General features: G+C 72.0%; 23 protein-coding genes. 17 read left to right on the top strand and 6 right to left on the bottom strand.

All coding sequences use genetic code 11. The annotated features are described in order from the left end of the window. Nucleotides 1-16 precede the first annotated feature (16 nt). Nucleotides 17-436, top strand: coding sequence for a hypothetical protein (locus tag ACX27O_RS14945; RefSeq protein WP_030333582.1), 420 nt, complete (start codon nucleotides 17-19; stop codon nucleotides 434-436). An 86-nt stretch (nucleotides 437-522) separates the two neighbouring features. Here ACX27O_RS14945 and ACX27O_RS14950 read toward each other — a convergent pair whose 3' ends face one another. Next, nucleotides 523-2835, bottom strand: a complete 2313-nt coding sequence (locus ACX27O_RS14950) for a HelD family protein (protein ID WP_458939578.1) — start codon at nucleotides 2833-2835, stop codon at nucleotides 523-525. Nucleotides 2836-2982: 147 nt separating this feature from the next. Between ACX27O_RS14950 and ACX27O_RS14955 the strand changes: the two genes are divergently transcribed. Then, entirely contained in the window at nucleotides 2983-3609 is a 627-nt protein-coding gene (locus ACX27O_RS14955) for an SGNH/GDSL hydrolase family protein (RefSeq protein ID WP_210867107.1), read from the top strand. Between the two features lie 66 nt (nucleotides 3610-3675). Here ACX27O_RS14955 and ACX27O_RS14960 read toward each other — a convergent pair whose 3' ends face one another. Continuing rightward, entirely contained in the window at nucleotides 3676-4803 is a 1128-nt protein-coding gene (locus ACX27O_RS14960; protein ID WP_458939579.1) for a LolA family protein, read from the bottom strand. 95 nt (nucleotides 4804-4898) lie between these two features. Between ACX27O_RS14960 and ACX27O_RS14965 the strand changes: the two genes are divergently transcribed. Then, a complete protein-coding gene (locus tag ACX27O_RS14965) occupies nucleotides 4899-5555 on the top strand; it encodes a response regulator transcription factor (protein WP_030333589.1) in 657 nt (218 codons plus the stop codon). A gap of 74 nt (nucleotides 5556-5629) precedes the next feature. Then, nucleotides 5630-7000 (top strand): sensor histidine kinase, encoded by a 1371-nt coding sequence (locus ACX27O_RS14970; RefSeq protein ID WP_458939668.1) that lies wholly within the window; start codon nucleotides 5630-5632, stop codon nucleotides 6998-7000. A gap of 303 nt (nucleotides 7001-7303) precedes the next feature. Here ACX27O_RS14970 and ACX27O_RS14975 read toward each other — a convergent pair whose 3' ends face one another. Then, nucleotides 7304-8887, bottom strand: coding sequence for a tetratricopeptide repeat protein (locus ACX27O_RS14975; RefSeq protein ID WP_387219476.1), 1584 nt, complete (start codon nucleotides 8885-8887; stop codon nucleotides 7304-7306). Between the two features lie 57 nt (nucleotides 8888-8944). Beyond that, nucleotides 8945-9406 (bottom strand): MarR family winged helix-turn-helix transcriptional regulator, encoded by a 462-nt coding sequence (locus tag ACX27O_RS14980; RefSeq protein ID WP_030333595.1) that lies wholly within the window; start codon nucleotides 9404-9406, stop codon nucleotides 8945-8947. Nucleotides 9407-9455: 49 nt separating this feature from the next. On the opposite strand from ACX27O_RS14980, the gene ACX27O_RS14985 reads away from it, so the two are divergent. Continuing rightward, on the top strand, nucleotides 9456-9977 hold the full coding sequence (locus ACX27O_RS14985) for a VOC family protein (RefSeq protein WP_030333597.1): 522 nt from the start codon (nucleotides 9456-9458) through the stop codon (nucleotides 9975-9977). Nucleotides 9978-10001: 24 nt separating this feature from the next. Beyond that, nucleotides 10002-10889 (top strand): hypothetical protein, encoded by an 888-nt coding sequence (locus tag ACX27O_RS14990; protein WP_030333599.1) that lies wholly within the window; start codon nucleotides 10002-10004, stop codon nucleotides 10887-10889. A gap of 189 nt (nucleotides 10890-11078) precedes the next feature. On the opposite strand, the gene ACX27O_RS14995 is transcribed toward ACX27O_RS14990, so the two are convergent. Beyond that, the gene (locus ACX27O_RS14995; protein ID WP_030333600.1) at nucleotides 11079-11258 is read right to left on the bottom strand and encodes a DUF4236 domain-containing protein; all 180 of its coding nucleotides are present in this window, start codon (nucleotides 11256-11258) and stop codon (nucleotides 11079-11081) included. Between the two features lie 247 nt (nucleotides 11259-11505). Between ACX27O_RS14995 and ACX27O_RS15000 the strand changes: the two genes are divergently transcribed. The 8 genes from ACX27O_RS15000 to ACX27O_RS15035 all read left to right on the top strand — a co-directional run bounded on the left by ACX27O_RS15000 (nucleotide 11506) and on the right by ACX27O_RS15035 (nucleotide 17060). Continuing rightward, a complete protein-coding gene (locus ACX27O_RS15000) occupies nucleotides 11506-11583 on the top strand; it encodes a putative leader peptide (protein ID WP_357592331.1) in 78 nt (25 codons plus the stop codon). Nucleotides 11584-11718: 135 nt separating this feature from the next. Further along, nucleotides 11719-12618: an ABC transporter substrate-binding protein gene (locus tag ACX27O_RS15005; RefSeq protein WP_458939580.1), complete on the top strand. Its 900-nt coding sequence runs from the start codon at nucleotides 11719-11721 to the stop codon at nucleotides 12616-12618. Continuing rightward, on the top strand, nucleotides 12615-12749 hold the full coding sequence (locus ACX27O_RS15010; RefSeq protein WP_458939581.1) for a hypothetical protein: 135 nt from the start codon (nucleotides 12615-12617) through the stop codon (nucleotides 12747-12749). The genes ACX27O_RS15005 and ACX27O_RS15010 overlap by 4 nt, the downstream gene beginning before the upstream one ends. Further along, nucleotides 12746-13675 carry an ABC transporter ATP-binding protein gene (locus ACX27O_RS15015; protein WP_036411787.1) on the top strand — a complete coding sequence of 310 codons (930 nt, stop codon included), beginning with the start codon at nucleotides 12746-12748 and terminating at the stop codon, nucleotides 13673-13675. Before ACX27O_RS15010 ends, ACX27O_RS15015 begins: the two co-directional genes overlap by 4 nt. Then, nucleotides 13668-14540: an ABC transporter permease gene (locus tag ACX27O_RS15020; protein ID WP_357633588.1), complete on the top strand. Its 873-nt coding sequence runs from the start codon at nucleotides 13668-13670 to the stop codon at nucleotides 14538-14540. The genes ACX27O_RS15015 and ACX27O_RS15020 overlap by 8 nt, the downstream gene beginning before the upstream one ends. 11 nt (nucleotides 14541-14551) lie before the next feature. Further along, complete coding sequence (locus tag ACX27O_RS15025) at nucleotides 14552-15886, top strand: LLM class flavin-dependent oxidoreductase (protein WP_030333609.1); 1335 nt, start codon at nucleotides 14552-14554, stop codon at nucleotides 15884-15886. After that, nucleotides 15883-16446 (top strand): flavin reductase family protein, encoded by a 564-nt coding sequence (locus ACX27O_RS15030; RefSeq protein ID WP_387219487.1) that lies wholly within the window; start codon nucleotides 15883-15885, stop codon nucleotides 16444-16446. Before ACX27O_RS15025 ends, ACX27O_RS15030 begins: the two co-directional genes overlap by 4 nt. Beyond that, complete coding sequence (locus ACX27O_RS15035) at nucleotides 16443-17060, top strand: malonic semialdehyde reductase (protein ID WP_458939582.1); 618 nt, start codon at nucleotides 16443-16445, stop codon at nucleotides 17058-17060. The genes ACX27O_RS15030 and ACX27O_RS15035 overlap by 4 nt, the downstream gene beginning before the upstream one ends. 64 nt (nucleotides 17061-17124) lie before the next feature. Here the strand turns inward: ACX27O_RS15035 and ACX27O_RS15040 are convergent, their stop codons facing one another. Next, entirely contained in the window at nucleotides 17125-18882 is a 1758-nt protein-coding gene (locus tag ACX27O_RS15040; RefSeq protein WP_458939584.1) for an exo-alpha-sialidase, read from the bottom strand. Nucleotides 18883-19203: 321 nt separating this feature from the next. Between ACX27O_RS15040 and ACX27O_RS15045 the strand changes: the two genes are divergently transcribed. From ACX27O_RS15045 to ACX27O_RS15055, 3 genes are all read left to right on the top strand, one after another. Continuing rightward, nucleotides 19204-21543, top strand: a complete 2340-nt coding sequence (locus ACX27O_RS15045; protein ID WP_167337310.1) for a beta-galactosidase — start codon at nucleotides 19204-19206, stop codon at nucleotides 21541-21543. Nucleotides 21544-21627: 84 nt separating this feature from the next. Beyond that, complete coding sequence (locus ACX27O_RS15050) at nucleotides 21628-22407, top strand: DeoR/GlpR family DNA-binding transcription regulator (protein ID WP_030333617.1); 780 nt, start codon at nucleotides 21628-21630, stop codon at nucleotides 22405-22407. 131 nt (nucleotides 22408-22538) lie between these two features. Next, complete coding sequence (locus ACX27O_RS15055; protein ID WP_358126756.1) at nucleotides 22539-25307, top strand: TIM-barrel domain-containing protein; 2769 nt, start codon at nucleotides 22539-22541, stop codon at nucleotides 25305-25307. Nucleotides 25308-25309: the final 2 nt, after the last annotated feature.

Below are 25309 nucleotides of genomic sequence, written 5' to 3' on the forward strand. Positions count from 1 at the left end.
CTGCGAGGTGATGGACGTGCGTGAGGACGACATGCGGCAGGACGCCGCCCGCGAGGCCGAGGACCGGATCGCCGGCGGCGTGTACGGCAAGGGCGCCCTCGACGAGGTGACGGTGCCCCGCACCGATGTGGAGAGTCAGATCCAACGCGATGACCCGTTCGACCCCGCGAAGGAACGGATCGACCCACAGGTGCTGCGCGACGGTGGCCCGGTCGGCGGGCAGGGCGCGGTGACCACCACCGGTGGCACCGCCGGGCCGGCGAGCGTACGCCGGGTGGCGCGACAGCCGGAACGACACCCGGGCACTGTCGCCCCGACGACGACCGGCGACGCCACCACCGGCGGCCTCAGCACGCCGAGCGGCGGTGGCACCAGCGACCAGTCCACGTCCGCAACGGGCCCGGCAAAGTCCATCAGGGACAAATCCAACGACTAACCCCACCCACCCGCCCCCTTGGCGGCGTGATCATGAGGTTGACGTGGCTGACAGAGATTACAGTCCACGTCAACCTCATGATCGACTCAGGGGGTGGGGGTGGGTGTGGGGGTTGGGCGGAGGACTCCTAGGCGTTGGGTGGCGCGGGTCAGGGCCACGTACAGGTCGCTGCGCCCGCGGGGGGACTCGGCCACCATCCGGTCCGGGTCGACCACCAGCACCGAGTCGAACTCCAACCCCTTGGCCTGTGCGACGGTCAGCACCACCACCCGGCTCTCCAGCTCCGGATGCTCGCCGACGGCGGCCTCCGGCAGGGCCGCGGTGACCGCCGCGCCCAACTCGCCCACCCGGCCGGCCGGCACCAGCACCCCGAGCCGACCCTCGGTCAGCCCGGCGGCCTCCCGGATGACCTCGGCCACCAACTCCGCAGCCAACCGCCCGTCGGGCACCGTCCGGTCCCACGGGGGTACGCCGCTCTCCCGCACCGAGCGCGGCGGCCGCAGCGCCGGGTCGATCTCGGCCAGTACGTCGGCGGCCACCGCCATGATCTCGGCGGGCGTGCGGTAGCTGACCGTCAACTCGGTGAGCCGCCACCGCTGCTCGACGTACGGGGCGAGCGCGTCCGCCCAGGACGGTGTGCCGCTGAGCGCGCCGGTCTGGGCGACGTCCCCGACGATCGTCATCGACCGGCTCGGGCAGCGGCGCATCAGCAGTCGCCAGGCCATCGGCGACAACTCCTGCGCCTCGTCCACGATCACGTGGCCGAACGCCCAGGTGCGGTCGGCGGCGGCCCGTTGCGCGGTGGTCAGCCGGTCGGTCTCCTCCTGCCGTTCCAGCAGCCGGTCCGCGTCGATCAGGTCGGTGACGCCGAGGATCTCACCGCCCTCGGCCTCGTCCTCGACGTCGATCGAGCGGGAACCCCTGGCGATCTCGAGCACGCCCTCGGCGTACTCCCGTTCCATCATCCGGATGCGGTCCCGCCGGGCGGCGGCGGCACGTTCGTCCTCGCCGAGCAGTTCGGCCGCCTCGTCGAGCAGCGGAACGTCGGCGGGGGTCCAGCCACCGCGCTCGCGCCGCAGCAGCGCCCGTTCGTCAGCGGTGAGCATCGGCGCGGCGGCGGCGATCCGATCCGGGTCGGCGTACAGGTCGGCGAGCAGCCGCTGCGGTGTGAGCACCGGCCACAGCTGGTCGAGGGCGGCCCGGATCTCCGGTTCCTCGCGCAGTTCCCGCCGGATCTCGGCCCGGTCCGCCTCGTCGAGGAGGTTGTCCCCGCCGAGCGGGTCGGCGCCGATCCGTTCGGCCACCTGCTCGGCGAGCGCGTGCACGATCTCCACGTCGAACAGCGCGCGGGCCAGGTTGTGCGGTCGGTCGGTGCGGCGGACCCGGTCGCGGGCGGCGCGCACGATCTCCGGGTCGAGGGTCAGCGTCTCCCGCTCGACCTCGATCTCCAGTGGCTCGTCCGGCACCCACTGCCGGTCCCGCACGGCCAGCGCCAACACCTCGGCCAGCACCGCCCGGCCCTTGAGCGCCGCGGTCTCGGCCGGCTCGGACCGTTGGGCGCTCACCCCGGGAAAGAGATCACCCTGGGTACGCAGCAACACACCGGTCTCGGCCAGCGTCGGCAGCACCTGGGAGATGTACCGCAGGAAGGTCGCGTTCGGGCCGACCAGCAGCACGCCCCGGCTGGAGAGTTCGCGGCGGTGCGTGTAGAGCAGGTACGCCGCCCGGTGCAACGCGACAGCGGTCTTGCCGGTGCCGGGGCCACCCTGGACCACCATGACGCCCGGGAGTTCCGCGCGGATGATCTCGTCCTGTTCGGCCTGGATGGTCTCGACGATGTCGCGCATCCGGCCGGTGCGGCCGGCGTTGAGCGCGGCGAGCAGCGACGCCTCACCGGTCAACTCCTCGTGGGCGCCGGGGGAGGCGCTGTCGATGTCGAGCACCTCGTCGTTGAGCCCGGTCACCTTGCGCTGGCGGGTACGCAGGTGCCGGCGACGGCGTACGCCCTGCGGGTTGGCGGCGGTGGCGAGGTAGAACGGTCGAGCGGCGGGGGCGCGCCAGTCCATCAGCAGCGGGTCGTAGTCACCGGTGGTGTCGAAGATGCCGATCCGGCCGATGTAGCGGCGGGAGTCGTCGTCGCCGTCGAGACGGCCGAAGCAGAGCCCGTTCTCCACGGCGGAGAACTGTTCGACCTGATCGGCGTACATCGCTACCGAGCTGTCGCGCTGCGAGCGGTCCTGGAGGGTTCCGCCGGTGTTGTGCAGCTCGGCGGTGAGTCGGTGGGCGGCCTGCTCACGCAGCTCGTCCAGCCGGTGGTAGAGCATCGAGACGTACTCCTGCTCGCGACCGATCTCGTCGTCGAGCGGCAATTCGCCGGAACCGCCGGAGTGCCTTGACAAGCCGTCTCCCTAAAGATTAGAATCCTTTGCAGGAACGGCTTTTAGCCGTTCTTTTTTGTGCCCTTCGAACTGTTGAAGATAGCGCGTTCCGCCGGTTCTCACCAAGCCGGGCGGTCCGGCGCGCCGGTGATCGCGAGGTGGCGGCGGATGATCCTGCGGACCGGCCAACGGGTGGTCTTCATCGGGGACAGCATCACCGATTGTGGTCGACGCGACACCGCAGCGCCGTACGGCAGCGGATACGTGAGCCTGGTGCGCGCCCTGGTCGACGCCCGGCACCCCGAGCTGGAGGTGGAGTGGATCAACCGGGGTGTGAGCGGCGACACCGTGCGCGACCTGGCCGCCCGCTGGGACGCCGACGCCATCGCCGAGCGCCCCGACTGGCTCGCGGTGCTGATCGGGATCAACGACATCTGGCGGCGCTACGGTGACCGCCCGGATGAGGCGGTTGGCATCGACGAGTACGAGCGCACCCTGCGTGACCTGCTGCGTCGGGCGGTCACCGGCACCGGCTGCCGACTGATCCTCGGCGACCCGTTCCTCATCGAGGCGGACCGCACCGATCCGCAACGCGCCGACACCGACCGGTACGCGGCGGTCGTGGCCGCGCTCGCCGCCGAGTTCGACGCGGTGCACGTGCCCAACCAGGCGGCGTTCGACCGGGTGCTGGCGGTGAGTCCCGCGACGCGCTGGGCCGACGACCGGGTCCACCCGTACCTGCCCGGCCACGCGGTCCTCGCCGACGCTTACCTCAGCGCCCTCGGCGTCTGCTGACCCGCCCGCGCGCACGGCGAAGCGCCGGGCCGACCGTCAGGTCGACCCGGCGCGAACACGCGGAGATCAGCCGCGGGCGGCCTGGTAGAGCCGCTCCGGCGTCACCGCTCCGGCGAGTACCCGGCCGTCGTCGGTGAGCAGCACGGTGAACAGTCTGGTGCTGAAGAGTCGACCGCTGCCCCAGTCACCACTGACCGCGGGCAGCCCGCCGAGCAGCTTCGACACGTCCACGTCGGGTGCGGCGCCGGCCGGGGGAGTGGCGGGTTTCCCAGCGGCGGGCCCGCCGTCGAGCGCACCGTCCAGGCGGGCGACCAGCACGGTGGTCCAGCCGTCGCCGACCGCGCGGACCTGTGGGTCCGCCTCCGGCTTGACCCGGCCGGGCTTGCCCGCCGGCCGTTCGGCCTTCTCCTCGGTGACCGTCACCCCGGGCGGCGGGTTGAAGGTGAACTGGTCGGCGTCAGGGCGGCGGTAGTCGACCTGGGTGAAGGCCACCTCGAACGCCGGCTGGTCACTGCCCTTGGCGAGCACCTCGAAGCGCAGCGGCACGTGCTGCTTGGCGTCGATGGCGATCCGCAGCTGGTGCACCAGCGAGTCCTGGTCACGCGGCTGGAGCACCAGCTCGTACGAGTCCCGGCCGGCGACGGTGGCCGAGCGGCCGACGCTGACCTCGGTGCTCGGGTCGATCGCGCCCAACGCCAGGTCGGCGGCCTGCTGCGGGGTGGCCGGCAGGCTCGCTGCCGGTTCCGGAGCGGGCTTGAACGCCCCGGCCTTGTCGCTCAACGCGCGGTGCGTGGCGGTGTTGGTGCGGCTCTGCCAGGTCCACAGATCCCGGCCGTTGCGGATCACGTCCTGCTCGCCGAGGGTGTCCAGCAGCGCGACCCGCTGCTTGTCCGGCCCGGAGTACCAGACCCGCAGGGTGTGTGTGCCGGTCAGCATGGTGGTCAGCTCGTTGCCGGGGAGCAGCCCGACCAGTGGTGGCAGGCCGAGGTCGGCGCGCTGCACGACGGTCCCGGACAACCCCTCCAATCGGGATGTCTGCAGGTCGACGAGGAGCTGGGCGGCGGTGCGGGGCGGCAGACTCGGCTCGGCCTCGGCGGCGAACGTGCCGATCGCCGCGCCACCGCCGATGACGGCGACGGCCGCGGTGGCCGGGACCAGCCAGCGCAGGACGGGACGGCTTTTCAGGACGGACATGGTGGCACCTCCTGCGCCCATCCTGCCCCCTCACTGCTGTGAACGCGCTGAGGACACCGAACGGGGTTGATTGACCCGGGTGGCACCCTTGAGTGGTGCGCGTGCTGGTGGTGGAGGACGAGGCCCGGTTGGCGGCTGCCCTGCAACGCGGCCTGCAGGCCGAGGGGTTCGCGGTGGATGTGGCGGGGACCGGCCCGGCCGGCCTGGACGCGGCCCGGCACGGCGGGTACGACGCCATGATCCTCGACGTGATGCTGCCCGGCCTCTCCGGGTACGAGCTGGTCCGGCGGCTGCGTGCGGAGGAGCACTGGTTGCCGGTGCTGATGCTCTCCGCCAAGGACGGCGAGTACGACCAGGCCGACGGCCTCGACTGCGGCGCCGACGACTATCTGACCAAGCCCTTCTCGTACGTGGTGCTGCTGGCCCGGCTGCGGGCGTTGCTGCGTCGGGGCGCACCGGAGCGTCCGACCGTGCTGGCGGTCGGCGACCTGCGACTGGACCCGGCCCGGCGGCGGGTGACCCGGGCGGACGCCGAGGTGACGCTGACCGCGCGGGAGTTCGCGCTGCTGGACTACCTGATGCGCCGGCCGGGTCAGGTGATCTCCAAGATCGAGTTGTTGGACCACGTCTGGGACGCGAGCCTGGAGACCGCGCCGAACGCCGTCGAGGTGTACGTCGGCTACCTGCGCCGCAAGCTCGGCCGGGACCGGCTGGAGACGGTCCGGGGTGCCGGCTACCGGTTGGCCACGTGACGTCGGACGGCCCGGCACCCACCGGTCGGGCCCGGCCCGGCTGGATGCCGATCCTCGGGCTGCGAGGGCGGCTCATGGCGATCGGCGTGTTCGGCCTCACCATCGGGTTGGCGGTGGGCGGGGTGGTGCTGCTCGGCGCGCTCGGCTTCGTGCTCCAGCGCACCGTCGACACCGAGGCGTTCCGCACCGCCGATGCCGTTGCCCTGCTCGCCGCCGAGGACGCGCTGCCCGACCCACTGCCGGTGGCCGGCGGGCAGGTCCGTGTGCAGGTCGTCGACGCGCAGGGGCGGATCAGGGCGGCCTCGATCGACGCCGACCGGCTGGTGCCGATGGTCCGCCCGGAGCGACTGGACCGGACGGGTCGGCAGCGGCTGGAGGTGCCGGCCGAGCGGGTCGGGCTGGTCGGCCCGGTCCGCGTGGTCGCCGTACCCGCCGGCACCGCGGCCGACCCGCTCACCGTGCTGGTCGCCCGCTCGATGGCCGACGTGCGGCACAGCATCCACGTGGTCCGGACCATCCTGCTGGTGGCGTTTCCGCTGCTGGTGGCCGTGCTGGCCGGGGTGGCGTGGCGGGTGGTGGGCGCGACCCTGCGGCCGGTCGAGCAGTTGCGTCGAGGCGCCGAGGAGATCACCGGGAGGGCCGGTGCGGGCCGGCTGCCGGTGCCGGCGTCGGCCGACGAGATCCACCGCCTGGCGGTCACTCTCAACGGCATGCTGGACCGGTTGGAATCCGCCCGCGTCCGGCAGCGGGCCTTCGTCTCCGACGCCGCACACGAGCTGCGCAGCCCGTTGACCAACATCCGGACGGAACTGGAGGTGGCTCAGCGCCTCGCCGACCGGACGGACTGGACGGCGGTGACCGCCAACCTGCTCACCGACACCGACCGGCTGAGTCGCCTGGTCGACGATCTCCTGCTGCTGGCCCGCCTGGACGAGACGCCGCCGACGCGGGGGACCGGCCCGGTGGAGCTGGGCGCGTTGCTGACGGACGTCGCCGCCCGCTACCCGTCGCCGCCGGTGCGGGTGACGCCGCCGGCGGGCCCGCTCTGGACGATCGGCGCGGTCGAGGAGTTGCGTCGGGTGCTGGCCAACCTGGTGGACAACGCGGTACGCCACGCGTCCGGCAGTGTCGTGCTCGCCGCCGAGGCAACGTCGACGGAGGGCTCCGCGGTCCGGCCTGGCGTCGGGGCGTACCACCTGGTGACGGTGACCGACGACGGCCTGGGGATCGCGTTGGCGGACCGGGAGCGGGTCTTCGACCGGTTCACCCGGCTGGATGACGGACGGGCCCGCGACGACGGGGGCGCCGGCCTGGGGCTGGCCATCGTCCGGGAGCTGGTGCGACGCGCGGGCGGCAGCATCATCCTGACCGACGCGCCGGAGCAGCGAGGCCTGCGGGTGTGCCTGCTCCTGCCAGCGCTGCCAGCCGAGGACGGTCAAAAGTAGACGGTCCGTGACGGCGGCCTCCCCCAACCGCCCACTGATGCCCCTTTGCTCTGCACCCGCGGACGCGACAGCCACGCAACGTGATGGTCGCCGACGCGTGTTGTAGCGGCGGTCGCGACGTTTCAGCTGCTCGTCCGAGATGGTGCGTATAGGTAAGCAGAGCAAAGCCTGGGCCGGAGTTGTGGGCGGGGCGTCGGGTGTGACGGGGTGTCACGGCGGGTTCGTCAACGGGTAGCTCACGCTGAGTGAGGTCTGCGGGGCGTAGCCGGCGGTGCAGTGGCGGGCAGGGTAGTGGCTTGCGGGTCAGCGGCGGCGGGTGCAGACCTGCTTGGACCGGGCCACGGTGTCGGTGGACCAGGCGACAGCGACAGTGAAGCAGAAGTCGTTGGTGCGGTTGAGCGCGTAGATGACGAAGCTGGTCGTGCCCGCCGGCAAGGTGGCGAAGATGTTGTGGGCCTGGCCGGTGCGACCGCCCGCGATGACCACCGGGCCCTCACTGCCGGCCGGGTACGTCCAGTTCAGCGCGATGCTGTCCCGGTTGTCGCGCAGGGTCACCGCGGTGGGTGGGGTGCCGGGCGACGCCGCGGCGGCAGCCGACGTGGGTGCCGAGCCGCCCGGGGCGGGCGCGGTGCTGGCCGGCGCGCCCGCGGTGGGGGAGGCGCTGGCCGGCGGCGGGGTCGGCTCGTCGTCGCCGTCGACCCGGGCCACCCCGGCGATCACCGCTGCCGCACCGAGGAGCACCACGACCACGCCGGCCACCAGCACCGGCACCAGCCGGTTGCGCTGCTCCGGCGGCGCCCGGTGCACGGGCACCGGCAGCAGCCGCGACGGCGTGTACGGCTCCACCTGTGTCGAGGCGTCGGACGACGGGTACGCCTCGGTGGGGGCGGCGGGACGGTGCAGCCGGTACACCCCGGGCTGCTCCTGCGCGCCGCCGGCCAGCCCGACCACCGACGGGGGCACCGGAGGGTCGGCGGGGTGGGGCGGGGGGCCGTCCACCGGTTCGGTCGGCCACCTGCCGCCCGTCGACCCGACCGCCTCGTCGGAGGGCAGCCGGGGGTTCGGAACCGCCCCGGCGTGGTGGGGTGCGGCTGCCGACGGGTGGTGGCCCGAGTCGGTCGGCCCGTCGTCGTGCGGTGCAACGCGGGCGGCCGGTACGACGGGCGTGTCGCGGGCCGTGGGTGGGTTGTCGGCGCAGACGTGATCGGGATTCGCCGCCGCCCGGGCCAGCGCCGCCACCTGGGTGGCCAGCGGGTCGTCGGCGGGCAGGTGCTGCCGGCACAACTCACGGGCGAGCGCCAGGTTGTCGTGCGCCTCGGCGAACTGCCCACAGTCGCGCTGCATCGCCCCGAGCCGCGCCAGCATCTTGATGCCGCTGGGGTGCCCGTCGCCGTACACCTCGCGGTGCAGCTCCCAGGCGTCCTGGAGGCGGTCGCGGGCCACCGTGCACTGGCCTCGCGCGTACTCCACGGTGGCCAGGTCGGCGTGCGCGGCGAGCACCCGCAGCGACTCCGGGCCGTCCTGCGCGGTCAGCTCGATGATGACTTCCTGGTAGAGCCGCGCCGCCCGGGAGTGGCTGCCGACCCGGTGCAGCACCGCGGCCAGGGTGGCGGCCGCGGCCACCGTGCGTGGGTCGGCGCGACCGTGCAGGCGGGTGGTGGCCGCGTACGCGAAGGCGGCCCACCCCCGGGCCGAGTGTGGCTCACCGAGGGCGATCAGCACCCGCGCCTGGAGGCTGGCCGCCTCGGCCAGCTCGGGGGTGGCGTTGGCCGGGCGGGGGTCGGCGTCGGTGAGCGCGTCGGACAGCAGCTGCTGTGCGCCGGCAAGATCGCCGGAGGACACGAGGTGGTGCGCCTGATCAGTCAGTTCACCGAAGCCGGAAGACACGCCCCATCGTGCTCATCCGACGACGGTAAGTACAAGACCCGCGCCGGTGTCGATTGGTCAGGATCCGGTCAGGTGCTCGGCCAGGGTCTCGCTGATCCGGCGCAGCTGGTCGACCTGGGCGGGGCTCAACGCGTCGAACAGGTGTCGGCGTACCCCTTCGACGTGGCCGGGCGCGGCGGCCGCGAGGGTGGCGAAACCCTCGTCGGTGAGCAGCGCGATCTGGCCGCGCCGGTCGGTGGGGCAGTCCTCGCGGCGCACCCAGCCGGCGGCCTCCAGCCGGGCCACGGCGTGCGAGAGCCGGCTGCGTGAGGACCCCGCGGCCTGGGCCAGCTGACTCATCCGCAGTTGGCGGCCGGGGGCCTCGGAGAGCTGGACCAGGATCTCGTAGTACGCGTGCGGCATGCCCGCGTCGCGTTGCAGCTCGCGGTCGAGAGTGTCCATCAGCACCCGGGAAGCGGTCAGGTACGCGCGCCAGGTGCGTTGCTCGTCGGGGTCCAGCCAGCGGGTCATGACCGCCATCATACCCCCGATGGTTGAATGTTCAACTAAATCGCGCTAGCCTCGGGTCATGGGTATTCATCGGCTCAACCACGCGGTCCTCTACGTCAGTGACCTCGCCCGCAGCGTCGCGTTCTACAGCGACGTGCTGGGCTTCCGCCCGGTGGCGATGACCCCGGACGGCTTCCGGGGCGCCACCTTCCTCCAGGCCCCCGACTCCACCAACGACCACGACCTCGGCCTCTTCGAGATCGGCGCGGGCGCCGGGCGGTCGACCGCTGGTCGGTCCACCGTCGGCCTCTACCACCTCGCCTGGGAGGTGGACACGCTCGACGAGCTGGCCGCCACCGCCGAGCGGCTCGTCGCGGCCGGCGCACTGGTCGGCACCTCCGACCACGGCACGACCAAGAGCCTCTACGGCAGGGACCCCGACGGTCTGGAGTTCGAGGTGGTCTGGCTGATCCCGGCCAACCTGCTCGACGACACCGCGCTGGCCGCCCGCAAGCAGATCGGTCGGCTCGACCTGGACGCCGAGCGGCAGCGCTACGGCGGGCAGACCCGGGGCGGGGTGGGGATCTCCGTCCCGGCCTGACCGCCCGTACGGTAGAACGGACCGATGCCGACCGACCGGACCACTGATTTCCTCCGCGAGCTGCTGGTCCGCCAGTTGACGACCTGGCTGGCCGCGGCCCTGCACCGCTCCCGGCGGGCCACCGTCGCCCTCGCGGGCGTCGACGCGGGCAGCGCGGAGGCGGCACTGCGCCTGGTCGCCGCACACGGCGACCAGGTGCGCGGCCGGCAGGTGACGGTGCTGGTGCTGGCCGACGCCGCCGACGCCGACCTGCCGGCCCGGCTCGGCCCCATCGAGGCGGAGCTGCCCGCCGAGGTCACCGTGCACCTGCTGCCCGGCGACGCGTACCGGCTGCCGGTCGCCGTGAAGGCCGCCGGGGCTGCCGGCGCGCCACTGTTCTCCTTCGTGGACCTGGCCGGCGCGGTGACGCCGAAGGTGCTCGCCGCCGCGACCAACGGCCGGACCGGGGAGCTACTGCTGCACACCACCGACAGCGCCCGAGACGTGCTCGTCTCCGCAGGGTTTCCCCTGGTCGCCGAGGTGGCACCGGTGCTGCCCGGCGGCGAGGCCGCCGGTGTGATCGCGTTCGGCAGCCGATCCGACCGGAGTCTGGAGGCGATCCGCGACGCGCTCTGGGCGGTCGGCGCGGACCACGGCGTGCGCTACCGCGACCCCCTCGACCCGACCGGCACCACTGTCGACGTGCTCGGCGATCCGGATCTCGAACCGCTGGCTCAGCAGTTGCTGGCCGAGCTGCGCGCGGGCGGGCCACGGCCGGTCACCGAGCTGCGCCGGCACACCCTCACCGCGACCCTCTATCGGGCCGCCGACGCCAACCAGGCGCTCGCCGACCTGCTCGACGCCGGTGACGTGCGCCGCGACCGCGAGTCCGGCCGCCTGGCCGGCGACGAGATCATCAGCCTGACCCGCTGACCCCCAGATCCCCACCCCCACGCGATCTTGCACTTTCTGTCTCGGCATAACGGGTATCCCACGCGAAACGCCAACAGAAACTGCAAGATCGGCGGGGGAGGAGGGCGGGGCGGGGCGGGGGCTTGGGGGTTGTGGACGCCGAGCGGGGTGCCGGTGAATCACCGGCACCCCGCTCGACTCCCGGGAGGTTTACGACCGGGACTTGTCCTGCTTCCAGGACAGCGGACCCGGCAGGTCGACGCGGTGCGCACGCGCCTTGGAGTTCCAGGACCAGCGACCGATCTTGATGCTCCACGAGGAGAAGCCGTTCTCGGTGAAGTTCAGGATGATCGGACCGTACTTCTTGCGCTTGCGAAACATGAGGCCCATCGGAGGTCTCCCCTCGTCACCGTTCCCTGCCGTGTCGAGATCGAACATGCCCGAACCGACAACTTTTGAAACCCTCTCGGTGTCCGTCCTGGACGGTGCTCGTCCGACACCGGTATCCCTATCAAACAGATAGGTGTTGCGGAACGGTAAACGCTGCCAGAAGGGCTCCGTAACATCGGCGGCGATAGAAGTCTCATCTTCTGGAAGGCCGTTGACCGCTCGATCCGACGCCCGGCAGCATGGGGTCATGTCGCAGCGGGATGAGCTTCTCCTCACCGCTCGTGTGCACATCGACCTGGTCCGGCACGCGAGCGCGCTCTGTTGAGCTGACCGGTTCAGCCGGCTCGGCTCCAGCGCCGCACTCCCACCGCCCGCCCGCTCAACGCGGAGCAGCGTGCGTGCCCGTACGCCCCCATCCGGGCGTCCCCACTCCCATCGTGGACAGATCAGGAGACTCCTCATGTCCCCACCCCGTCATGCCGTTCGGCGTACCCTCGCCACCGCTGCCGCGCTGGTCGTGCTCGCCGCCACCGCCGGATGCGGCGGTGCCGCCACCGCCAGCGGCGACCAGGTCAGCGAGCTGCGCTACCAGGGCTCCGTCGGCCAGGTCACCCTCCCCGAACTCGCCGCCGACCTCGGCTATCTCGGCGACGTCACGCTCACCTGGATCGGCAACGTCACCGGCGGTCCGCAGGACATCCAGGCCACCGCCACCGGGCAGAGCGACTTCGGCGGCGCGTTCAACGGCGCCATCGTCAAGCTCGCCGCCGCCAACGCCCCGATCACCGCGGTGGTCAGCTACTACGGTTCGGACGCGCAGACCTTCCAGGGCTACTACGTGCTCGACGGCAGCCCGATCCGCGGGCCCCGCGACCTGATCGGCAAGAAGGTCGGCATGAACACCCTCGGCGCGCACGCCGAGGCCGTGCTCAAGACCTGGCTCGCTCGCGGCGGTCTCACCCCCGCCGAGATCAGGCAGGTCGAGCTGGTCGCGCTGCCACCGGTCAACACCGAGCAGTCGCTGCGACAGCAACAGATCGACGTCGCGGTGCTCGGTGGGGTGATCCGGGACAAGGCGGTCGCCAGTGGCGGCATCCGCACCATCGTCACCGACTACGAACTGCTCGGCGCGTTCAGCGGCGGCACCTACGTCTTCCGCGACGACTTCATCAAGCGCAACCCGGAGACCGTCAGGGCGTTCGTCACCGGGGTCGGCAAGGCCATCGAGTGGGCGCGCACCCAACCCCGGGAGACCGTTGTCGCCCGGATGCGGGACATCATCGGCAAGCGGGTCGCAACGAGGACCCGTCGCTGGTCGCGTACTGGAAGAGCAGCGGCGTCGCCGGCCGGGGCGGGGTGATCGACGAGCAGGAGTTCGGCACCTGGATCGACTGGCTCGCCGCCGAGGGCGAGCTCAGGGGCGACCGTCCGAAGCCCGCCGACCTCTACACCAACCGGTTCAACCCCTTCGTGGACGGTGGCAGCGCGTGAACACCGACAAGATCCTCTTTGACCGGGTGAGCAAGACCTTCGGCGTCCGCGGCGGCCGGCGTGGCGCGGCCGGCGCGGTCACCGCACTCGACGAGGTCACCCTCGGGGTACGCCCGGGCGAGTTCCTGGTCGTCGTCGGCCCCAGCGGCTGCGGCAAGTCCACCCTGCTCGACCTGCTCGGCGGGCTCACCGAACCGACCGGTGGGCGGGTGCTCGTCGACGGCCGGCCGGTCACCGGCCCCGGCCTGGACCGGGGCATCGTCTTCCAGCAGTACGCGCTGCTGCCCTGGCGCACCGCCGCCGGCAACGTCGCGTTCGGTCTCGAAGCCAAGGGGGTGCCCCGGGGCGAACGGGCCGCCCTGATCGAGCACCACCTCGACCTGGTGGGCCTGCGCGGGTTCGCCGACCGCTACCCGCACGAGCTGTCCGGCGGGATGAAGCAGCGGGTGGCCATCGCCCGCAGCCTCGCGTACGACCCGGACGTGCTGCTGATGGACGAGCCGTTCGCCGCCCTGGACGCGCAGACCCGCGACTCGTTGCAGGACGAGCTGGTGCGGATCTGGGCCCGCACCGGCAAGACCGTCGTGTTCATCACCCACGGCATCGACGAGGCCGTCTACCTGGGACAGCGGGTGGCGGTGCTGACGTCCCGGCCCGGTCGGCTCAAACAGGTCATCGACATCGACCTCGGCGACCGGGACGCGGCCGAGGACGTCCGCTCCACCGACGCGTTCCGCCACCACCGGCACCAGATCTGGACCCTGCTGCGCGACGAGGTGCGCGCCGCCCAGGCCGCCGAAGGCGCCACCGGCAGCCGCACCGCCCACCCCGGAGCAGGTGGTGGTCGTACTTCCGTCGTCGCCGGAGCCGACGCGCGGCGCGCGGCGCCGGCGGCGGCCCACACCGAGGAGGCCCGCGTTGGTTGACATCGCCGAACGTCCCACCCGGCTGGCGGCCCCGACGACCGCGCCCGACGCGGCGGCCGCCCCCGGATCCGGTGCCCGCGGCCCCGCCGGCCGGCTGCTCGGCCTCGGCGGCAGGGTGCTGCACCGCGGTGTCGCGATCGTCGCGCTGGCCGCGATCTGGGAGAGCGCGCCGCGGCTCGGGCTGGTGGACCGGGTCTTCCTGCCCCCGCTGTCGGAGGTGCTGGTGGCCTGGTGGGAGTTGCTGCGCAGCGGGCAGCTCGCCGAGCACGTGGGCGCGAGCCTGACGCGGTCGCTGGCCGGGCTCGGCCTGGCGGTGCTCACCGCCATCCCGCTCGGGTTGCTGATCGGCTGGTACCGGCCGCTCGCCGAGCTGCTCAGCCCGCTGCTGGAGGTGTTCCGCAACACCGCGGCGCTGGCCCTGCTGCCGGTGTTCGTGCTCATCCTCGGCCTGGGGGAGACCTCCAAGATCGCCCTGGTGCTGTACGCGTGCTCCTGGCCGATCCTGCTCAACACCATCGCCGGGGTGAAGGGCGTCGACCCGCTGCTGATCCGGTCGGCCCGCTCGATGGGGCTCAACCACCTGCGGCTGTTCCAGAAGGTGATCCTGCCGGCCGCGGTGCCGACCATCTTCACCGGCGTCCGGCTGGCCGGGGCGTACTCGATCCTGGTGCTGGTCGCGGCCGAGATGGTCGGCGCGAAGGCGGGGCTCGGCTACCTCATCAACTACGCGCAGTACAACTTCGCGATCGCCGACATGTACTCGGGGATCATCACGATCTCCGCCATCGGTCTGGTCGTCAACCAACTCCTCGTCGCCCTCGAACGTCGCTTCTCCACCTGGCGCGTCGACGTCACTGCCGGATAGGACGGACACCAATGACCCGTACCCTGCACCTCAACGCGTTCCTGATGGGCGTCGGCCACCACGAGGCGGCCTGGCGGCACCCCCGCACCGACCCGCGTCGGGTCACCGACGTGCGGCACTTCCAGGAGCTGGCCCGGATCGCCGAACGCGGCACCCTCGACTCGCTGTTTCTCGCCGACGGCCTCTCGGTGGGGCCGAACCCCCGGCACAACATCCAGGCCGTCTTCGAGCCGCTGACCCTGCTCGCGTCGCTCGCCGCGGTGACCGAACACATCGGCCTCATCGCCACGGTCTCCACCACCTACAACGAGCCGTTCCACACCGCCCGCAAGTTCGCCTCCCTGGATCACCTCAGCGGCGGCCGGGCCGGCTGGAACATCGTCACCTCCGCCCAGGAGCGGGAGGCGGTCAACTTCAACCGGGACAGCCACCCCGCGCACGCCGACCGGTACCGGCGGGCCGCCGAGTTCGTCGACGTGGCGATCAAGCTCTGGGACAGCTGGGAGGACGACGCGCTGGTCTTCGACACCACGGCCGGGGTGTTCGCCGACACCGACCGGGTGCACGAGGTGGCGCACCGGGGGCCGGAGTTCCAGGTCCGGGGCCCACTCAACATCCCCCGCCCGCCGCAGGGCCGGCCGCTGCTGGTGCAGGCCGGGTCGTCGCCGGACGGCATCGCCTTCGCCGCCCGCTACGCCGAGGCGGTCTTCACCGCCCAGCAGACCCTCGCCGACGGGCAGGGTTTCTACGCCGAGCTGCGCCGGCAGGTCACCGCCGCCGGCCGGGACCCGGACCTGGTGAAGATCCTGCCCGGCATCGCGCCGGTGATCGGCGGCACCGAGGCCGAGGCGCGGGCGCTCGCCGCCGAGCTGGAGGAGCTGATCGTCCCCGAGTACGCCCTCGCGCAGCTCTCCGGGATGCTCGGCATCGACCTGACCGGCCTGCCGCTGGACGGGCCGCTGCCGGAGCTGCCGGACTCCGGCACCGTGCAGGCCCACCAGAGCCGCTACCAACTCGTCACCGACCTGGCCCGCCGGGAGAAGCTCACCGTCCGGCAGCTGATCGGCCGGCTCGGTGGCGGTCGGGGTCACCGGGTCGTCGCCGGCACACCGGAGCAGATCGCCGACCAGATCGAGCTGTGGTTCACCCGGGGCGCCGCCGACGGGTTCAACATCATGCCGCCGCACCTGCCCGGCGGGCTCGCCGACTTCGTCGACCACGTGGTGCCGGTGCTGCGCTCCCGAGGGCTGTTCCGCACCGAGTACACCGGTCGGACGCTGCGCGAGCACTACGGGCTGCCCCGACCGGCCAGCGCGTACGCCGCGTCCGCCCTGGTGTCGGCGTGACCACCGTGGAGCGACCCTCGGCGGGCGCCGTCGAGCTGCGACCGGTCAACGGGGACCTGTTCCGCGCGCTGCTGCGCCGGCAGGCCACCAGCGTCACGGTGGTCACCGCCGTCGCCCGCGGCACCGAGCCGGCCTGCCTGGGTGGGATCGGCGCGCCGATCCGGGCGGGGTTCACCGCCACCTCGTTCACGTCGGTGTCGCTGGACCCGCCGCTCGTCTCGTTCTGCCTCGGGACGGCGTCGTCGAGTTGGCCGGTGGTGGCCCGCGCCGAGCACGTCGCCGTGCACCTGCTCGCGGCCGGGCAGCGGGAGGCCGCCACGGTCTTCGCCACCAGCGGCATCGACCGGTTCGCCGCGTACCCGCACTGGACGTCGGGACCGTTCGGGGTTCCGCTGCTCGGCGGCGTGCTGGCCCGGCTGCTCTGCCGCGTGGTGCACCGGGTTCCGGCCGGCGACCACTCGCTGGTGATCGCCGAGCCGCTGGCGCTCGGCGACGGCGGCGACGGCGCGCCGCTGGTGCACCACCGGGGTGGCTACACCACCGCCGGTGCGCCGACGTGACGGCACCGACCGCACCGGACCTGCTCGCGCTGGACCGGGCCGCCCAGGACCTGCTGTTCCGGGCGGCCCGCACGGCGAACACGTTCACCGACGAGCCGGTCACCGACGCCCAGGTCGCGGCGATCCACGACCTGATCCGGTACGGGCCGACCGCGTACAACGGCCAGCCGCTGCGGGTGCTGCTGCTGCGCTCGCCGGATTCCCGGGCCCGGCTGCTGCCGCACCTGTCCAGTGGCAACCGGGTCGCGACGGCCCGTGCCCCGCTGACCGCGATCCTCGCCGCCGACGTGGAGTTCCACCGGCGGCTGCCCGAGCTGTACCCGCACCGCCCGCAGGCCCGGGACTGGCTGGCGGACCGGGCGGCCCGGGTGGAGCAGGCCCGGTTCAACGCCACCCTGCAGATCGGCTATCTGATCGTCGGTGTCCGCGCGGCGGAGCTCGCCGCCGGCCCGATGGCGGGCTTCGACGTCGCGGGCGTGCAGCGGGAGTTCTTCCCCGACGGTCGGCACGAGGTGTTGCTGCTGCTCAACCTCGGGCACCCCAGTGTCGGGGACTCGCCCGACCGCCTGCCCCGGCTGGACACCGGGGAGGTGATCCGCACCCTCGACGACTGAGCGGAAGAACCACCCGCCCCCGGTGCTGGCGCCACGCCGGCACCGGGGGCGGGTGGTTCGTGGGTCAGGACCCCTTGACCCAGTCCACGGTGAAGCGGGCGAAGAAGATCCCGCCGGTGTTGCCCACCTCGTACAGGTTGCCGACCGTGCCGTCGTTCAGCACCGCCATCGTGGAGTAGCCCGCCCCGCCCGGCTTGACCAGCGCTCGGGCGGGCCAGCTGGCGCCGTCGTCGGTGGAAAGCCGGACGGTGAGGTCGTTGCGCGCGGCCGGGGCCGCGTTGTTGCTGAACAGGGCGGTGCGGGTACGCACCGGTGCGCCGTTCGCGCCCACCTCCGACGGGCGCAGGTAGGAGATCTCGTCGGCGTTGCAGAGCGGGTCGGTCAGCAGGGCGCTGGCGGTGGCCGGGCCGAACGTCACAGCGCCGTCGGTGGACGTGGAGTAGAACCGGCTACGGGTGCTGTTGTGCCGCATGTTCTGCACGATCGCCCCGGTGCCGCGCTCGACCGCCTTGCTCTCGTTGATGTTCCCGCCGGCGGGTCCGCCGCGTCGCCACGTCACGCCGTTGTCGTCGCTGTAGACGTTGGCGGTCTGGGTGAGACCCGCCCCGTCCCGGTAGACGAACGGCTGGATCAGGCGGCCCGTGCTGGTCTGGATGCCGTGCCCGGAGGAGAAGAACGCCTGCTGCCAGCTCGCGACCTTGATCGTCGGGTTCAGCTCGACCGGGGCGCTCCAGGTGGCGCCGTTGTCCCGGCTGGTGATGTATTGCAGGTGCAGGCTGTTCGGGTCGTTGGCCGTGTTGAGGCCGGACGAGCCGGACCAGAAGCTGATGCCCGGCCGGGGGGAGTACGTGAAGAAGCAGTAGACGGTGCCGGTCCGGCGGTCCACCAGCAGGCTCGGGTCGCCCGCTCCCTCGCTGGTGGTGGCGGGCGCGTGGATGACGCGCGGCTGGTCGAAGGTCCGGCCGCCGTCGGTGCTGCGGGTCATCGCGATCTGGATGTTGTTGGTGCCGCCGCCGAGGTCGTACGAGCCGTTGATCCGGGCGTCGGCGACGGCGATGACGGTGCCGTTGTTGGTGACGGCCATGCCCGGGATGCGGACCGAGGCCGAGGTGCCGTCGTAGCGGCCGTTCGGGCCGTTGAGGTTGCGGATGACGCTCTGGGTGGTCAGCACCGCAGTGGTGTTCATCTGCGGGGTGCCGGCGCTCAGGCCGCACCCGGCGGTGCCCCGCAGTGTGGTGTCGAAACCGGGGGCGGTGACCCGCAGCGTGTACGCGGTGCCGGCGCCGACGGTCCAGTAGTGCAGGTAGTTGCCGCCGGCGGCGATGGTGCGGGTCCACGGGGACCCGGTGCGACCGGGCCAGGTGACGGTGAAGTCCCGGGCCGTCGTGGTGCGGTTCTCCAGCGCGAGCTGGAGTCGCCCGGCGGTGCAGTCGTAGCTGGTGAGCGCGGACATGCCGGTGCCGCAGTGGAAGATGCCGGCGGAGGTGTCGTCCAGGCCGGTCGGGGTGGTGGTCCGCAGGGTGTACGCGGTGCCGGCCGGGAGGGTCCAGTACAGCTCGCTGCTGCTGCTGCTGCCGGCGGCGACTGTCCGGGTCCAGGGGGAGTTGGTGCGGCCCGGCCAGGTGACGGTGAAGGTCTGCGCGGTGGTGCTGCCGTTGGTGAGCCGGAGGTTGAGCCGGCCGGTCGTGCAGTCGGCGCTGGCGGTCGCGCTCACGCCGGCGGGGGCGGCGTGGGCTGGCGTGGCGGGCAGGATCGCGGCCACGCCGAGGACGGCGGCCACGACCGCGATCACTCGGCGCGGTAGTGCTCGGACAGGAGACACAGGACTCCTTCGGGGGACGGGGGTGTGGGCGGGGGGAAACAAGGCATAAGACGTCGGATATCTGATGTCGGGACGCTAGCCGGACGCCGCACCGGTCGTCAATAGATCGACGTGGGGCGGCGGGCGCCGACCTGTTCGTCCGTCGTGGACGGTGCGGTCAGGACGTTCTGCTGATCGAAGATGCCGGATAGGGCTCAGATATTTACATCATGTTGCGTCGTCTGGCAGGCTCGACTGCATCGACCACCTTCGTCATCTCGGCGATCGGGCCCGTCCCCGGCCCGCGACCGCCGCCGGCGACGCCTGTCCGAAGGAGACCCCATGGAACGGCGCCAACTCCTCACCATCGGCGTGCTCAGTCCGTTCGCGGCGATGCTGGCGTCGGGCGGCCCGGCCAGCGCCGCGGCGGCGCAGACCTTCGGGTTCTCCGCCGACGGCAGCAACTTCCTGCTCGACGGCCAGCCGTTCCAGATCCGCAGCGGCGAGATGCACCCGGCCCGCATCCCGGTGCAGTACTGGCGGCACCGGATCCAGATGGCCAAGGCGATGGGCATGAACACGATCGCCATCTACGTGATGTGGAACCACATCGAGGAGCGGCAGGGCGTCTTCGACTTCAGCACCGATCGGCGGGACATCGCCGGCTTCATCCGGCTGTGTCAGGCCGAGGGCATGTACGTGCTGCTGCGCCCCGGCCCGTACGTCTGCGCCGAGTGGGACCTCGGCGGGCTACCGCCGTACCTGCTGCGCAACCCGACCATCAAACTGCGGGTCCGCACCGCCGCCGACCCGAACTACATGGCCGCCGTCACGCGCTACATCAACGCGCTAGCCGCGCTGGTCAAGCCGCTCATGGTGGCCAACGGCGGGCCGATCCTGATGGTCCAGATCGAGAACGAGTACGGGTCGTACGGCAGCGACACGACGTACCTGGAGGAGCTGCGGCAGCTGTGGCTGCGCGCCGGGATCAACGGGCCGTTCTACACCGAGGACGGCCTGGGTCAGGTGCAGGGCAACCGCACCGTGGTCACCGGCGGCGCGGTCGCGCTCAGCGGGGGTGACGCCGCGGCCATCGCCGCCGCCCGCCAGTCCTTCCCGACAGTTCCGGCGATGTCCGGTGAGCTGTACACCGGCTGGTTGACCCACTGGGCCGACGGTGGCTTCGCCGGATCGAACACCGACATCTCCACCCAGTTGCGGGGTCTGATGGCCGGCCGCCTGTCGTTCAACCTCTACATGATCCACGGTGGGACGAACTTCGGGTACTGGGCCGGCGCGAACGCCGCCAACGACGGCTCCGGCTACCAGGCGGACATCACCACCTACGACTACGGCGCGCCGATCACCGAACAGGGCGGCCCGTCGCGGCTGTACCCGGCCTACCGGGAGATCATCGGCACCGCCCTCGGGGTGACGCTGCCGGCCGTCCCGGCGCCGATCCCCACCATCGTGCGGACCGGCGCCCAGGCGGTGCTGCCGGCCCCGTACGCCTCGCTGTGGGACAACCTGCCGGCCGCGTTGCCGACCCAGACGAACCCGCAACCGATGGAGATGTACGGCCAGAACTCCGGCTTCATGCTCTACCGCCGGGTCCTTCCCGGCTACACCCGGGCCACGCTTGACGTCAGGTCGGTGCGCGACTACGCGACGGTGTTCCTCGACGGCGTCTACCAGGGCGCCATGTCCCGGAGCAACCTGCCGGCGACCTACACGACGCCGCTCGGCGTGACGGTGCGCGACGCGCCGCTGGCGCTGAAGACCTCGGCGAGCGGCAGCCCCACGCTCGACATCCTGGTCGAGGGCATGGGCCGCAACAACTTCGGCCAGGCGCTGGTCGACCGCAAGGGCATCACCGAGCGGGTGTCGCTTGTCGACGCGGGCACCCTGACCGGCACGTTGACCAACTGGCAGACCCACCTGCTGCCCGTCGACGAGACGTTCGTGGCCGGTCTGCGTCCGGTGATCACCAACGCCGCGCGGCCCGGCATCTTCTTCAAGGCCACCGTCAACCTCACCCAGACCGGCGACGCGTACCTGGACATGTCCCGGTGGACCAAGGGCGTGGTCTGGGTCAACGGGCGCAACCTGGGCCGCTACTGGAAGGTGGGGCCGCAGCAGCGGCTCTACTGCCCGGCGCCGTGGCTGCGGGTCGGCGCCAACGAGATTGTGGTCTTCGACCTGCACCAGACGCAGGCCCAGCCGATCCCCTTCGAGGCCACCCTGAGCGGCCAGTCGGGCGCCGTTCGCCACACGGTGGTCAACCGGGCCAGCGGCAAGGCCCTCGACGTGCCGGACCTGTCCGGGGCCACCGGCGTGCAGTTGATCCAGTGGACCCCCAACGGCGGCGCCAACCAGGCGTGGTTGATGGCCGGCGCGGTGGGTGGCGTCACCACGATGACCAGCGTCAGTTCGGGTCTGCTGGCTGACGTCGAGGCCAGCTCCACGGCGGAGGGGGCGCGGGTCATCCAGTGGACCGCGACCGGCGGCGGTAACCAGCAGTGGCGGGTCGTCGCGGCGTCCGGCGACTTCGTGAAGCTGGTCAACGTGCAGACCGGCAAGGTCCTGGCCGTGGCCGGTGGGGCGAGCACCAACGGGGCCGTGATCGTGCAGCAGGCCGACACCGGCAGCGCCTCCCAGCACTGGCGACTCACCCCGGCGTGACGCCCCTCGGCCACGTGCGGTACGGGCTTTGCATCACAGATGCAAAGATGGCCGCATGGGTGGGCGGAGCGACCGGAGTGAGACGTGAACCAGCGCGAGCGGTGGCATCGGCTCCTGGAGATGGTCGCCGTCGAGGGCCAACTCGACATCGAGGCCACCGCCCGCGAGCTGAGCGTGAGCACGGCGACCATCCGTCGTGACTTCGACGAGTTGGCCACCCAGCAGTTGGTGACCCGTACCCGGGGCGGCGTGGTCGTCACCAACGTCTCCTACGACCTGCCGCTGCGCTACAAGGCGGTGCGGCAGGCATCGGAGAAGCAGCGGATCGCCGCGGCCGCCCTCGCGCTGATCCCACCGGGCAGCACCGTCGGGCTCAACGGTGGCACCACGACGACCGAGGTGGCCCGGGCGCTCGCGCTGCGTACCGACGCGAGCGGGCAGCTGTCGGCGGCCACTGTGGTGACCAACGCGCTGAACATCGCCCACGAGCTCATCGTGCGTCCGCACATCCGGGTGGTGCTCACCGGTGGGACGGCCCGCCCCCAGTCCTACGAGCTGGTCGGTCGTATCGCGGAGACGATGCTCGCGTCCGTGGCGCTGGACGTCGTCGTGCTGGGGGTGGACGCGATCGACCACCAGCACGGCGCCAGCGCCCACAACGACGGCGAGGCCGCGGTCAACCACGTCATGGTGACCAGCGCGGCGCGGACGATCGTCGTCGCGGACGCCTCGAAGCTGGGCCGCCGGAGCTTCAACCGGATCTGCCCGTTGGGCGACATCGACACTCTGGTCACCGACCGGGCGGCGGACCCGCAGCAGGTGAGCCTCGTCGAGCAGGCCGGTGTCACGGTGCTCCAGGTCTGACGGGGCTCCTGGCAAAGATGTAACTCGATGCAAAATCGCGGCCTACTTATTGCATCTTGAGTCAAGCAGGTGCAGCATTCCATCTCATCGGTCTTCGTGAATGTTGCCCCTCACCACACCGGGAGAAAACGATGATCTGGTCATCGCTGCCCGCGCACACCCGCCGCACCGCCATCGTGGTCCTCATCCTGCTCGCCGCGATGCTGCACGCCGTACCCGCCCGCGCGGGCACACCGGGAAGCGCGACCGGCCTCACCCGGGCCGGGAACACGTACACCATCGCCACCAGCACGGCCGCCCGCATCCGGCTCACACTGGCCCGCGCGGACATCTTCCGCGTCTGGGTCGCACCGAACGGCACCTTCACCGAACCGGCGGCGAACGAGATCACCGTGCGGACCGACTTCGGTGCGGTCGCCAGCACCGCGACCGACGAGGGCACCGCCTTCCGCATCGCCACCTCGGCGGTGGTCATCCGGATCACCAAGAGCCCCCTGACGATGCAGGTCCAGCGCCCCGACGGGCGGCTCATCTGGCGGGAGGCGCAACCGCTCGACTGGACCGCCGGCCGCACCACCCAACGGCTGGCCCGCGCCACCGACGAGCAGTTCTACGGCACCGGCCTGCGCCTGGGGGAGTGGGCGTTGCGCGACAAGACGGTGCCGATCGCCGTGGACAACCAGTGGCGGGAGAACACCAACGCCAGTCCGGCCCCCTTCTACCTGTCCACCAACGGCTACGGCGTCCTGCGCAACACGTGGGCACCCGGCTCGTACGGCTTCACCGCACCGGTGACCACCACCCACAACGAGGAACGGTTCGACGCCTACTACTTCGTGGGCGACTCGCTCAAGGGGGTGCTCGGCGCGTACACCGACGTGACCGGCAAGCCGTTCCTGAGCCCGATGTGGGGCCTCGAACTCGGCAACGCCGACTGCTTCAACGCGTCCAACCCCGCCTACCAGGGCGACCACAACCGGGCCGGGCACCAGCGGACCCCCGACGTGCTGTCGTACGCGCGGGAGGCCCGCGCCAAGGACATGCCGTCCGGCTGGTTCCTGCCCAACGACGGGTACGGCTGCGGCTACACGGATCTGCCCGCGACGGTCGCCGGGGCCAAGGCGCTCGGTTTCCAGACCGGCCTGTGGACCTCCAGCGGTCTGTCGTCGATCGACTACGAGGTCGGCACCGCCGGCACCCGTGGCGTGAAGACCGACGTCGCCTGGGTCGGCGGCGGCTACCAGAACGCGTTCCGTGGTGTCCAGCAGGCGGTGGACGGCATCGAGCGCAACTCCGACGCGCGTCGCTACGTCTGGACGGTCGACGGATGGGCCGGCACCCAGCGCAACGCCGTGGTCTGGACCGGTGACACGTACGGGCGGTGGGACGACATGCGGTGGACGGTGCCGGCGGTCGCGGGCGCCGGGCTGTCCGGCTTCAACTACGCCACCGGTGACGTCGACGGGATCTTCGGGGGCAGCCCGAACACCTACGTGCGGGACCTGCAGTGGAAGTCGTTCACGCCGGCGTTCATGACGATGTCCGGTTGGGGGGTGACCAACCCGGCGGCCGGCTACCAGGACAAGCAGCCCTGGCGGTACGCCGAGCCGTACCTGTCGATCAACCGCCGGTACCTCCAGCTCAAGATGCGGCTGATGCCGTACCACTACACGATGAGCCGGGTGGCCAGCGTGACCGGCGTACCGGCGACCCGGGCCCTGGTGCTCGAATATCCCAACGACCCGGTCGCCCGGGGCAACGCCACGTCGGGGCAGTTCATGGCGGGCGACGCGTTCCTGGTGGCGCCGGTGGTCTCCGACACCGAGCTGCGCGACGGCATCTACCTGCCGGCCGGCACCTGGACCGACTACTGGACCGGCCGGGTCTACCAGGGCCCGCTCACACTGAACGGGTACGCCGCGCCGCTCGACCGGCTGCCCCTGTTCGTCAAGGGCGGTTCCATCGTGCCGATGTGGCCGCAGATGAACCACACGGGTGAGAAGCCGGTCTCCACGCTCACCTACGACCTGTATCCGCGCGGTTCGTCGAGCTTCACCCTCTACGAGGACGACGGCATCACCCGCGCCTACCAGAGCGGCGCCTACGCCACCCAGCAGGTCAGCATGACGGCACCGACGTCCGGCACCGGGACGGTCACCGTGGACGTGGGCGCCTCCGTCGGCACGTACGCCGGCAAGCCGTCGTCGCGCTCCTACGAGTTCACCGCCCACCTGGCGGCCGCTCCCCGCGCGGTCACCGTCGCCGGCCAGACCCTGCCGTCGCTCGCCACCCGCGCCGCGTACGACTCGGCGAGCAGCGGCTGGTTCTACGCCGACGGCGTGCTGCGGATCAAGGCCGGGTCGCGGGGCGCCGCGTTCCAGACCCGGATCGACGGCGCGGTGCTCCCGGTCGCCGGCACCAGCACGACGCCGCCGCCGATCCCGCGCGACAACTGGCGACTCGTGTACGCCGACAGCGAGGAGACCAGCGCGGAGAACGGCGCGGCCGGCAACGCCTTCGATGGCAGCCCGGCCACCTTCTGGCACACCGCCTGGTCCGCCGGCGCCGCGCCGCTGCCGCACGAGATCCAACTCGACCTGGGCGCCACGTACCAGGTCGACGGGCTGCGGTACCTGCCCCGGCAGGACGGGGGAGTCAACGGCCGGATCGGCCGCTACGAGGTGTACGTGTCGGACAGCCCGAGCAACTGGGGCACGCCGGTGGCCTCGGGAACCCTCGCCGACACGGCGACGCAGAAGGTGGTGCCGTTCACCGCCGCGCGCAGCGGCCGGTACCTGCGCCTGCGGGCACTGAGCGAGGCCGGTGACCGGGGGCCGTGGACCACGGTGGCCGACCTGACCGTCACCGGCAGAGCTGTGGCGTCGGCGTCGGGGAGCTGACC

The organism is Micromonospora sp. SD19, assembly GCF_054462275.1.